The organism is Chitinophaga sp. 01L420, assembly GCF_056399985.1.
Genome location: NZ_JBFTSK010000006.1, coordinates 240,167 through 252,400, shown reverse-complemented (window position 1 = coordinate 252,400; position 12,234 = coordinate 240,167). Strand labels below are relative to the sequence as shown.

Annotated in this window: 10 protein-coding genes; 6 read left to right on the top strand and 4 right to left on the bottom strand. The window is 46.3% G+C overall.

Annotation, left to right across the window (positions count from 1 at the left end; genetic code table 11):
• The first annotated feature begins 42 nt into the window (after nt 1–42).
• Genes AC1DP6_RS08450 through AC1DP6_RS08435 form a run of 4 tightly spaced genes read left to right on the top strand, consistent with a single transcriptional unit; the run spans nt 43 to nt 4,393 of the window.
• A complete protein-coding gene (locus AC1DP6_RS08450) occupies nt 43–804 on the top strand; it encodes an SDR family oxidoreductase (protein ID WP_477054441.1) in 762 nt (253 codons plus the stop codon).
• 30 nt (nt 805–834) lie between these two features.
• Nucleotides 835–1,890: a LacI family DNA-binding transcriptional regulator gene (locus AC1DP6_RS08445; RefSeq protein ID WP_477054440.1), complete on the top strand. Its 1,056-nt coding sequence runs from the start codon at nt 835–837 to the stop codon at nt 1,888–1,890.
• Between the two features lie 22 nt (nt 1,891–1,912).
• Entirely contained in the window at nt 1,913–3,109 is a 1,197-nt protein-coding gene (locus tag AC1DP6_RS08440; RefSeq protein WP_477054439.1) for a glucuronyl hydrolase, read from the top strand.
• An 18-nt stretch (nt 3,110–3,127) separates the two neighbouring features.
• Entirely contained in the window at nt 3,128–4,393 is a 1,266-nt protein-coding gene (locus tag AC1DP6_RS08435) for a DUF2264 domain-containing protein (protein WP_477054438.1), read from the top strand.
• Here AC1DP6_RS08435 and AC1DP6_RS08430 read toward each other — a convergent pair.
• The 3 genes from AC1DP6_RS08430 to AC1DP6_RS08420 all read right to left on the bottom strand — a co-directional run bounded on the left by AC1DP6_RS08430 (nt 4,387) and on the right by AC1DP6_RS08420 (nt 10,541).
• On the bottom strand, nt 4,387–5,877 hold the full coding sequence (locus tag AC1DP6_RS08430; RefSeq protein WP_477054437.1) for a DUF255 domain-containing protein: 1,491 nt from the start codon (nt 5,875–5,877) through the stop codon (nt 4,387–4,389). The two genes, AC1DP6_RS08435 and AC1DP6_RS08430, sit on opposite strands and share 7 nt — an antisense overlap.
• A gap of 43 nt (nt 5,878–5,920) precedes the next feature.
• Nucleotides 5,921–6,457, bottom strand: a complete 537-nt coding sequence (locus AC1DP6_RS08425; RefSeq protein ID WP_477054436.1) for a GNAT family N-acetyltransferase — start codon at nt 6,455–6,457, stop codon at nt 5,921–5,923.
• A gap of 127 nt (nt 6,458–6,584) precedes the next feature.
• On the bottom strand, nt 6,585–10,541 hold the full coding sequence (locus AC1DP6_RS08420) for a Pls/PosA family non-ribosomal peptide synthetase (protein WP_477054435.1): 3,957 nt from the start codon (nt 10,539–10,541) through the stop codon (nt 6,585–6,587).
• 104 nt (nt 10,542–10,645) lie between these two features.
• Between AC1DP6_RS08420 and AC1DP6_RS08415 the strand changes: the two genes are divergently transcribed.
• The gene (locus tag AC1DP6_RS08415; RefSeq protein ID WP_477054434.1) at nt 10,646–10,792 is read left to right on the top strand and encodes a hypothetical protein; all 147 of its coding nucleotides are present in this window, start codon (nt 10,646–10,648) and stop codon (nt 10,790–10,792) included.
• 113 nt (nt 10,793–10,905) lie between these two features.
• Nucleotides 10,906–11,211, top strand: coding sequence for a hypothetical protein (locus tag AC1DP6_RS08410; protein WP_477054433.1), 306 nt, complete (start codon nt 10,906–10,908; stop codon nt 11,209–11,211).
• Here AC1DP6_RS08410 and AC1DP6_RS08405 read toward each other — a convergent pair.
• Complete coding sequence (locus tag AC1DP6_RS08405; protein WP_477054432.1) at nt 11,169–11,582, bottom strand: SRPBCC domain-containing protein; 414 nt, start codon at nt 11,580–11,582, stop codon at nt 11,169–11,171. The two genes, AC1DP6_RS08410 and AC1DP6_RS08405, sit on opposite strands and share 43 nt — an antisense overlap.
• Between the last annotated feature and the right edge of the window lie 652 nt (nt 11,583–12,234).

Sequence of the window (12,234 nt, the reverse complement as noted above, 5' to 3'; positions counted from 1 at the left end):
ATTCCGGGTGCAGCCATCCGGAATTCTTCCAATATTTATACAATGGATTTATTTCAATTAAAGGGCAAAACAGCCCTGGTAACAGGTTGCAAACGTGGAATAGGAAAGGGTATGGCTGTGGCGCTGGCCGCAGCAGGTGCAGATATCATTGGTGTTTCTGCTTCCCTGGAGCTTAGTGGAAGTGAGGTAGAGCAGGAAGTAAAAGCATTGGGCCGTAATTTTAAGGCGTACCAGTGTGATTTTTCCAACCGGACCGCCTTGTACGCATTTATCAAACAACTGGAACAGGATGTACCGGTAATAGATATATTGATCAACAACGCAGGTACCATCCTTCGCAAACCCGCTGCAGAACACCCTGATGAGTATTGGGATGAAGTGATCAACATCAACCTGAATGCGCAATTTATCCTGACCCGGGAAATTGGCAAAGGAATGATTGCCCGTGGAAGCGGAAAGGTTATCTTTACAGCATCTCTCCTCACCTTCCAGGGAGGTATCAATGTTCCGGGATATGCCGCCAGTAAAGGAGCTGTAGGTTCGCTGGTAAAAGCATTTGCCAACGAATGGGCTTCCAAAGGTGTAAATGTGAACGCCATAGCGCCGGGATATATAGCAACTGATAATACAGCTGCTCTCCGGGCGGATCAGCAGCGTAGCAGCAGCATACTGGATCGTATTCCGGCTGGTCGCTGGGGACAACCGGAAGACTTTGCAGGACCTGCAATATTTCTGGCCTCCAGGGCAGCAGATTATATACATGGCACGATCCTTACCGTGGATGGTGGCTGGATGGGAAGATAACAGAACATTTACAGCTAATAGCCTCTATACATGAGCAAACAACGTACAGAAAAAACAATTGTGGACATTGCGGAAGAGCTGAAACTCTCCGTATCTACCGTTTCACGCGCCCTGAATGACAATCCTAACATCAGCGCACGTACGAAAGATAAAGTGAAGAAGATGGCCCGCAAACTGGGGTATCGTCCCAATGCGCTGGCTGCCGGTTTGAGGAATAATAAAAGCAAAACGATCGGGCTGATAGTACCGCGTATTTCTATGTTTTTTCCTGCGGCTATCAGTACCATCATCCAGAACAAACTACAGGAACATGGTTATAACCTGATCATTTGTCAATCTAATGATTCGTATGATCAGGAAGTAGCGCTGGTAAATACCCTGTATTCTGCCAGGGTAGATGGGCTGGTGGTATCCACTACGCTATATACTACCGACTTTTCTCACTTTGATGTATTTAAGGACAACAATATTCCATTAATATTTTTTGACCGGGTGCCCAAAGATTACAATGTAAAAGTGATCAAGGGAGATGATTACCTGGGGGGACATACAGCTACCACGCACCTCATAGAAAAAGGTTGTAAAGACATTGTACATATATCCGGTCCGCTGACGAGTAATCTGTATGTGGAAAGAGTGGCGGGTTATAAAAATGCTTTGCAGGAACATAAATTGCCATTTAAGAAAACACGCATTTTTTACCATGAACTCACCCGTGAAAATGCATGGCAAACCTGCGAAAAGATTTTCGCGCAGCCACCTTATCCGGATGGTGTTTTTGCTTCCAACGATACCACTGCGATTACCATTATGGAGTACTGCCGTAAAATAAATGTGCGGGTGCCGGAAGACCTGAAAGTAGTAGGCTATTCCAATGATCCGCGTACGGAAATAGTCACCCCACCTGTTACCAGCGTAGACCAATACCCGGCTATGATGGGAGAAAGAGTGGTGGCTGCTTTAATGGAACTGATCAACACTGCGGCTTCCACTGTACCACGTTATTCACAGGAGATAATACCTATTCAACTGATAGCACGCGAATCTTCCGCCGGTACGGCAAAGATCAACGGCAAAAAGAAATGATCATTTTATAATCACGTTATTTATGAAGAAGAACCTGTTCTTTACGGTAATATTATTACCGGTGATGGTTGTGCAATCGTATGCACAATCCGGTAAAGCAGACAAAGCATTGCTGGTAAAAGCAGATGCTACCCTGCAGTTTGCCGCACGTCAGTATAAGTTGATGATGACCCATGTACCGGACAGCCTGTTGCCACGCACCACCAATACCAAAGATGGTAGTCTGATGACTTCCAACTCCACCTGGTGGACTTCCGGTTTTTATCCTGCTACTAACTGGTACCTGTTTGAATACACGAAGGACCCTGCTTTTAAGGCTGAAGCGCTGAAACGCATGGCACTGGTGCAAAAAGAACAGTTTAATACCCACACACATGATCTCGGCTTTATGATGTATTGCCCATTCGGCAACGCATTGCGTATTACCAAAGATCCTGCTTATAAAGCCATTTTGCTCACCAGCGCAAAGTCTTTATCTACCCGCTTTAATCCCACCATTGGCTGCATTAAATCCTGGGATCATGGCACCTGGAAATTCCCTGTGATCATTGATAACATGATGAACCTGGAGTTACTGAACTGGGCTACCCGTGAAAGCGGTGATAAGCAGTTTGAACAGATTGCACGTACACATGCCAATACCACCATGAAACATCATTTCCGTCCGGATTACAGTTCCTATCATGTAATAGATTATGATCCGGCTAATGGGGCCGTATTAGGACGTAAAACGCATCAGGGTGCAGCAGACAGCTCTGCCTGGTCACGTGGTCAGGCATGGGGACTGTATGGTTATACCGTGATGTATCGTGATACAAAAGACAAAGCTTACCTGGAACAAGCCCGTCACATTGCGGAGTATATCCTGAACAATCCAAAAATGCCGGCAGATTTGGTACCTTACTGGGACTATGATGCACCGGGCATTCCTGATGCATTGCGTGATGTTTCTGCTGCTGCGGTGGCAGCATCTGCATTGCTGGAGCTGAGTCGCTATACCGGCAAAACGGAAGGCAAGCGTTACTGGAATGCAGCAGAAACCATGCTGAACAGCTTATGCAGTCCGGCTTACCTGGCTAAAGAAGGAGAGAACAATGATTTTATTTTAATGCATAGTGTGGGATCTTTACCACATAAATCAGAAGTAGATGTACCGTTGACATATGCTGATTATTATTTTGTAGAAGCATTGCTGCGGTACAAACAATGGGCTAAATAAGGCGTTAACAATTATTCCATGGACAGACGATTTTTTATTAAAGCCATCCCCATGGCGGGAGTGGCTGGTACCATCGGTTCGGATAAAGGACTGCTGAAGGCAATGGCGGCTGAAAGCCTGCCAATGGATGCAGTGGATGACAGGAGCTACAATGTAGACCTGCTGATTCGTATATGCCGTCCCGTTATCAGTAAGTTAAGCCAGGGAAAACTAAAGGCTTCTATGCCTACAGAAGTGGCTCCTGATTATGACAAGCCTGTGGATAAAGTTACTTACCTGGAAGCATTTGGCCGAACACTGGCAGGGTTGGCGCCCTGGCTGGAACTGGGACCCGACCAAACCGTGGAAGGCAGTAAGCGTATCGACATGCTGGAAATGACGCGTAAAGCCATTGCCATGGCAGTGGACCCAGCCTCTCCTGATTACATGAACTTCACCGGTAAATTTGATGCGCAACCACTGGTCGATGGCGCTTTCCTGGCCCACGGCCTGATGCGAGCACCCAAAGAACTGTGGGGAACACTGTCGCCCAAAACACAGCAACAGGTAATAGATGCTTTGATCAGCTTGCGCAGCATCAAAGCTTTTACCAATAACTGGGTATTATTTTCTGCTATCATAGAAGCCATGCTGCTGAAATATGGTGCTGCCTGGGATCGTAAGCCGATAGACCTGGCCGTACAGAAGATCATGGAATGGTATAAAGGAGATAGTATGTATGGTGATGGCGCACATTTTCATTACGATTACTACAATTCCTTTGTGATACAACCTATGCTGGTGGACGTGTTGAAAGTAATGGTGGAAAAGAAGGATGAACAAAAAGAAAACTATGAACTGGCGTTGAAACGTATGCAACGCTATAGTGCCATACTGGAAAGACAAATATCTCCAGAGGGTACTTTTCCGGTAGTGGGTCGTTCTATGCCTTACCGTAATGCGGCTTTCCAGGCCCTGGCACAAACTGCACTGGAGAGAAAACTGCCGGAAGATATTTCACCGGCACAGGTAAGGTGTGCACTAACGGCCGTGAATAAACGAATTTTTGATACGCCTGGTACATTCGATAAAAAGGGTTGGTTACAGATCGGTTTCTGCGGACATCAGCCGGAAATTGCTGACGTATATACATCCACCGGAAGTTTGTATTTATGCACTACCGGTTTCCTGGCGCTGGGCTTACCAATGGGAGATCCTTTCTGGATGGGGCCCGCACAGTCATGGACGGCTAAGAAAGCCTGGGCTGGCGCCACCGTGAAGAAGGATCATTCCATCGATTACTGATGCAACATTTCCTTCGCCGTTAATATACCTGGTTCGGCGATGATCGTTTTTAATACAGCGGGAGAAGATATATAACTAAATATATTTTCTGCCGCTGTTTTGTATATGGGATTTCCGTACTGAGAAAGCTCCTGTAACACCCGGCAGGCATCTATGTTTTCACTGAGTACCTCATCTGGCGGCAGATATTTATTATTGTTACTGAAACTATAAAGCGCTTTATTTTTTCCGGTAAAATGTGCGAGCATGTAATTGGCTGTTTCTTTGGCGGCGGTGAGGGAATTTGTATCGCGGCTGAGTTGTGCGTAGTGTAGCAACGCCTGGCAGAGATACAACTGATCCGCTAGTGCTATACTACCGGTGAAAGCCCGGTCATGTACGTAACCACCATCGGGCTGTCTGAATTTTTCCTGGATGGCCTGCAAAATATTTCCGGCGTTATTTAGATAGTTTTTATTTTTTGTGGCGGTATACATATATAAGAAAGCATCTGCGAGTTGCGCATTTTCTTTTGCATAAAAGGTACTGTCAATTCGTGGGATGCCTTGTTGGTAGCGCTCCGCGGCGGACAGCGCAAAATAACCACCTGCATGTTCTCCTGCCTTCAAATCTGCATCCTGTGAATTGTAATACAGTTGTTCATTGCTGTGCAGAAAAGTATCCAGATAGCTGATGATTTTTTGGGCATGCTGTAATGCACTGCTATCTTTTGTTGCAGCATAATATCGGGCATATATTTTTAGGTATCTCGCCTGTATGCTGAGTATTTTTTCAAAATGCGGATGTTTCCAGTCGCCGTTGGTAGAGTATTGGTACACACCACCCCAGGCTGGATCATTGATACGATAAGAACCATGGATAGTGAGGGGTAGCCATTTCTTTAACTGCGGATCCGTATTAAAATGACGCAGGGCATATTCAATCCCATCGTATTCCAGGAAGTGTTGCTGCATATCATAACCACCATCTGCCATATCCAGGTATTCGAAGAAATTTTTCCGTACAAATGTGGCAGTGGCGGCTGACCATTTACCGGGTACAGCTGTATTGATAACGATCTTTTTTTGTGGTCCAATATAACGGTAACCGTTGTACATTTTTTGCAGCAGCGGGAGGAAGTCGGCGGGGCTAAAGTAGCCAGCTTGCTTTAGCAACTCCCTACCATCTTCATGAAATATAATGGTGGCGGGCCAGCCATAGTCCTTGTATTTTGCATAAAGGTCCGGTCTTTTATCCTGGTTGGCTTTTATACAAATGTAGTTTTGGGAGAGATAGCTGATCACTGCCGGATTTTCATAGGTAGAATCATCCATCACATGGCACCAATGACACCAGCTGGCGCCCAGATCCATCAATACCGGCTTATGTTGCTGACTGGCCAGGTCAAAAGCATGCTGATTAAATTCCTGCCACTGAATGGTTTGGCTGTTGGCGGTAAATACGCCAAGGCTGAGAAGTATGACTATGATAAACCTGTTTAACACGGGATCGTTTAACAGGCATATACGGGGTTAGGCGATTTTTGGTTTATTCCTGATGGCCGGTTTTCCCGGGAAACAGCGTTACTGGTTTTTTCCCATCTTCGGTCAACCATTTTTCATATACCAGTCGCACCGGTTCATAATCTTTCGATGTTAAAAACTGTTGCATACGTACATTGTTAGCAAGGGTATATCTCACAATTCTTCGTATGCCCTTCTCTATATAAATACTTTCCAGTTTTTCATTCATCAGTTTGTAAATGCCCTGCCGGCGGAATTCCGCGGCCACATAGCCATCAGATACATAGAGGGTATCGTTGGTGTAATCTTCTATACGACTTTCATCAGCTTCTTCCAGGTAGGCAAAAATGAAGCCTGCAGGTATATCATCTGCATACGCGAGTAGGCAGGTGCCATCGCAGGTTTCCTGGGTTTCTATGACATGTTGCATATAGTTATCCGCAATGCTTTCCCAGGTGGCGGTTTTTAGAAAAAATTCTTTTTCGGAGATATGTAACTGCTGCATCATGCCACTGATAAGGGCGTAATGGTCACGGATTCGTATAGGCTTGATTGTTACCATGAACTAGTTGTGTTAATAAGATAGCGCGGTTGGATGATCTATTATAAATGTCCATCAACGCGTATTACATCTCCCAAAGTATATGCGTAACAGGTAGTGATATTACAGATCACTACCTGTTACATGGTTAATCCGGTTTCACCGGGCTGCCGGTCCAGTTGGTACCTGATTGCAGTTTCTCTCCTTTCATCACCAGTGATAATGGAGCGATGTTTACATCATCACCAATTTCACTATCGTATAAAATGATAGACCTGGCGCCAATGCTGCTTCTCTCGCCTATTTTGATAGCACCTACTTTCATTACACGGTCTTCAAACAGATGTGTTTGCGGTCCGCTGTCTTCATTGAGTACGCTGTCGTTACCTATTTCCACCATATCAAATTCGGTGATGTCTGCGGTGTTCAGCACTACGCGGCGGCCTGTTTTTACGCCGAGTAACCGAAGGAATACAGGCAGCCAGGGCGTGCCTTTCAGGTACTCCAGCAGGAATGGAATAGAGAGTGCTTCGTAGGTAGAGGTGATCATTTCACTGCGCCATACTTTGGACGTCCACATAGGACTCTGTAATGGCCTGTAAATGCCTACAAGTATCCATTTGAGGATGACTGTAAAGACGAATGCCGGAAGGCCCAGGAAAAACAGATAATAGAACGGGAACTGCAAGAGAATCATCCACCAGGGTTTGTCGGTGACCAGGTCATGCGCGTAGGCAATGAAAAGGATACTGCAACAAATCACTATGGTTTCAGGAATGAGTATACGTATGAACTCCACGGTAGCCCTGGCCAGTTTACGTTGTGGCGAAGGATGAGTGGTGAGTTCAGGGGGAAAGAAGTGACTTTCCTGGCGGCGTGGAAGCGCAATGGCGGGAGACCCAAACCAATCGCGTGCATTGCTGCCTGCCAGTTGTTCTTTTGACGGCGGTGTGGATAATACACCGATGAGCATATTTTCCGGCAGTTCATAGCCCTGAGGTATCAGGGCACTGTTGCCTACAAAGCTGGTATTGTGAATGATTGTTTTTTCGAGGATCAGTTGTTGTCCGCGTACATCTGATTCGCCCAGTGTTACCGCATCGGCAATAAAGGCGCCATCGCCTATTTCCAGGAGAGGATGAGTAACACTGCTGGCAGTAGATACTTCTGTGTTCTTACCAATTTTAGCACCCAGTGCACGGAACAGGGAAGAAATATATACGGTAGCAAAAATGGGATGTATTACAATCAGGGATAAAGACATCAGCTGATCGGCAAACCATTTGCGGGCATAAAAAGCGCTGTAAATAGGATAGGTACCGGGTTTGATGCCCCATTGCAATAAGCGGGTCAGCACCACTGTTTGTGTGGTGAATAAAATAATATAGCTCAGTGCCAGTGCCGGCGTAATCACCATGTAGTTAAAGTTATAATCCGGCGCCGCATTATCCATTTGATTAAGGGTAATGATGGTGGGTAATAACGGTAATAATACGGTGAACGGAAATACCAACAGGAACAGGGAAAAGATGATACTGTATTTAGTGCGGGTAGCTTTAGACACATGTAGTGGCTGTGGCAGTTCGCTGATACTTTTGGTGACTTTTAATTCTGCAGGGCTGCCTTGCCATACTTCACCGGTTTTAGCGGTGGTGTTGGCAGACAGGAAGCTGAGGTCCTGTAATTCGCTCCAGGGTTCCATCACCGTATCACCACCAATGATAGCACTGCTGCCTATGTAGGCGTGATCGCCCAGGTGAACGGTACGTAGTTTCAGCAGACCATCTTCTACCCAGGCATTATTGATCACTGCCTGGGAGCTGATACTTACATCGCTGCCAATAGTCACCAGGTCTTCCGCGCCAATAGTAACGGCGCCCAGTTGTGCATCCGGTGCTATTTTTACGCCCAGCATCCGTAGATAAGCGGGATATAAAGGTGTACCATTCAGGAATTGGGAAGGCATGAGGCGCTGGATAGTTTTTACCAGCCACCAACGGAAATAATAGGTGCCCCATACCGGGTAATCGCCTGCTTTCATTTTTCCGATGACCACCCATTTGGTGGTGATGATCAGCGCAGAGAATACAGGTGGCAGCAGGCAGAACATGATCAGTGCAGTGAGGATGGCGTATCCCAGATGACTGGTGGCTTGTTCTACATAATAGTAGCCCAGGTAGGGAAGAAATATCTGCATCGCAAATAATCCGAAGATCACCAGTACGGCTATTGTTTGTGCTGTCCAGCAGCTAAGGTGTCGCCACCAGGGTACCTTATTGAAAACACGGTTTTGTTGTTTGCCTGCCTGTGGTTGGGCTGCCCAAACATTTACCAGTTCCTGTAAGGGGCGGTGTATATAAATATCTTTGAGAGATGCCTGTGGCACATTGGCTTCCCGGCGCAGTCGTGATACCACGGCCGCAGCCAGCAAAGAGTGACCTCCGAGGTCGGTAAAGAAATCCTGTTGCAGGTCAATATTGCGGTCAGGAAATACTTTAGAGAGAATGATTTTTATTTTGTCCTCCAGAGGTGCATTCGGATCGATAGCTTCATGGGTAGTGACCAGCGTAAAGGCAGCCGGTACGGGCAATGCTTTACGGTTTATTTTGCCACTGGGTAAGCGGGGCATGTCGTCCAGTACCTGTATGATACCTGGCACCATGTAGGGGGGTAATACTTTGGCGAGTTTGGCTCTGAGCTGTGATTCGTCAAGAGGTTGGCCATCTCCCTTTACTATATATCCTACCAGTTGATCCTGGTCATTACCATCTTTTTTAACGGCTACTGCGGCGGCTACTACGCCATCCATGCTATGGAGCTGGTTTTCTATTTCTCCCAGTTCTATGCGATAGCCGCGTAATTTGATCTGATCATCGAGGCGGCCCTGGAAATCGATGCTGCCATCGGGTAAGATGATAGCGGCATCGCCGGTACGGTATAAGCGGTTGCCGGGCAGTTCGCTCATAGACGCTGGTTTATCCACGAATTTTTCGCGGGTCAGTTCGGGACGGTCTATATAACCGGCGCCTACGCCGGGACCGGAAATTACCAGTTCACCGCGTTCACCTACGGGCAATATGTCCAGTTTTTCATCTACTACGGCCATGTTGTAATTGGGTAATGGTTGACCGATGGTGATGTAGTCACCGGGTTTCAATGCCGCAAAAGTAGCGCTGACAGTTGTTTCCGTAGGGCCATAACTGTTATAGAAATGGCGGGGAGGCGCTGCCCAGCGGGCCAGCACCTGTGGTGTGCAGGCTTCTCCGCCAGCATTGATCAGGCGCAGGCTGGGGATGTTATCATCCATAATAGCCAACAGACTGGGGACTGCATGGAGTACGGTAATTTTTTCACGGCGTAATACATCTCCCAGTTCATCGATGGCTTTGGCCGTTGTTGCATCGGCTACCCAGAGGGTGGCGCCCACAAAGTAACTAAGCCAGGTTTCTTCGCACCACATATCAAAGGATACAGAGAAGCCCTGGTATACTTTGTCGGTGGCACTTATATTTAAAACGGTTTGTTCTGCTCTGATCAGGTGACATATCTGCCGGTGGCTGATAGGAATACCTTTGGGTTTACCGGTACTGCCGGAAGTATACAGTACATAGGCGAAGTTATCGGGTTGAGGACCTGCACTGAGCTGGAATGTTTCTGTGCTGTCAGGTACAGGTGGTACGGATAATACGGCCGCGTCGAGTTGCAGGGGAACTTCGCTGAAACAGGCCGCTGCCTTTACTTCTGTCAATACACCTTCTACACGTTCTGCAGGCATTTCCCGGTCCAGTGGCACATATGCCGCACCGGCTTTGATGATACCGAGTATCGCTACATGCAGTTCAAGTCCACGTGGCCACCATATACCCACCACACTACCGGGACCTATTCCCCTGGATTGAAGGGAAGCAGCTACTGCATCACTCCAGTGATCCAGTTGTTTATAGGTAAGTGTTTGTTGTTGGAATATCAGCGCGGTGTGATGTGCATGTGCATGCACAGCCTGTGAAAAAATGTCTGCCAGGGTTTCATGGTGGAGCAAATCTGGCTGCTGGGGCCCCTTAACTATACTATAAACATTCATAAGTTCGCGTTCCCGTAGGTTCATTGGTGTTTGGTAAGGCAAAGTTACTGGTAAGAATCGGAGTAGCGGCTTATAATACCCTTAAAAATAATAGGTTGTTTGGGAAAATAAGTGTATAATCTGAGAAGATGCTATGTTTCGTAAAGTCCCGCGAATTGGCGGGAGAAATAGCAGCAGACATACTGGTTCACATCTGGCGAAACAGACAACCGTTACCGGATATAGACCTGAAAGCTTTTACATTGCAGGATGTGATGGTGGCGATGATATTCTGATTAAGCTACCGGCAAAGCGCTTAATGAACCGGAGAAAAAAACAAGTTCTGTTTTCTGTTCGCTAAGAAAACGTTGCCAGCCACCAAATGATAACATTTCTATAACAAACAAACATGACCGCTATGGACGTACTGCAGCAGTTCATGGTCTGGCATCAAACTGCACCCGTAACAGCCGATCGGATAAAATCGTGTAGTCATGCCCGGTATGGCAGTGCATATGAGCATACACCAGCCAACTGCGATGTATTGAATGGGGGCTGTATACAAAGCGAAGCATATAGCTATTCCGCGAATGGCCGGTGGCACCGCAAATTTATGAGAAGCATTAATCCCGGATTCCCTGAAACGTTTGCTCCGCGGGAACTGTTTTATGGTCAGATCGTTTCGGTTATTTTATCCAGTACATTTTCCCAGTAGGCTTTCATGCGGTTTCTGTCGGCTTCGTTTTGCAGATGTTCCTGATGAAAGCTGATGGTTGTTTTTTCTTTAGCGGGAATGACCCTTATCTGCAGCGTAGATGCAGCAGGTTCGTCTTTTCTTTGCCATTTCATACGGATTACTTTGCCTACAGTAACGGTAGATACGCTGATGGTGATACCGGTTTTAGTGGTGTAGGTATCGCCTTTCTGAAATGGGAGATCAGCTTTATCGTCCAGCCAGGAGGCCAGAATGGGTTGTGTGAAGAGCAGTTCCCAGGCCTGGTCCGAAGTGAGGGGAAATGTGCGGCGTATGCCCATTTCCCAGCCTTGTGAGGCTGTTTGCCCAATGGGTGTTTTCGCGGATGTCATGTTTTTTTTGACCAAGATATAAAAAAAGGGAGATATTGGAATATGTAACCTGTTGATACTAAATATTGTTATTGTAAATATTTGTCTCTTATTGAAAACAAGGATATTTATACGTGAAAATGTAAAATATTTTTTTATTTTTAAGTAAGCTTAAACGATTGTGAAGCTGATAACCGTGCAATAACAACAATCAATAAACCGAGTGTATCATCTGAGCAAATAGTTAGTCGGGCAAGAATCTGAGTTAAGAGTAAGTTAGTAAACCAAAATCTGAATACACATGAGTAATTTATTACGCATGCCCAACGGGTATGTTACACTTATCATCTTATTTGTGGCCTTATACCCAGTGTAAAATATTTCCTCGTCTAACCGGGCAGGCGCTTTTCAGTGCGGGTCCTTATTTTCATAAGCAAAAACGGGGCTGTCCTTCACAAGCGGGCAGCCCTTTTTATTTTTGTCTTAGGATCAGGAAGATACGGATCAGGTTGAAAACTTGTGGGATAGTGTAAATTTTTAGCATAAAGGTTATAGTGCAGTAAGCCCCATCATTATAGTCAGCATTACCTTTTCATTATGTAGGCTCCGTTTAGGTTATGCTTAGCACCCGCTTAGTGCATACAGAAGCCCTGCAGCAGAGGTGGACTTGATG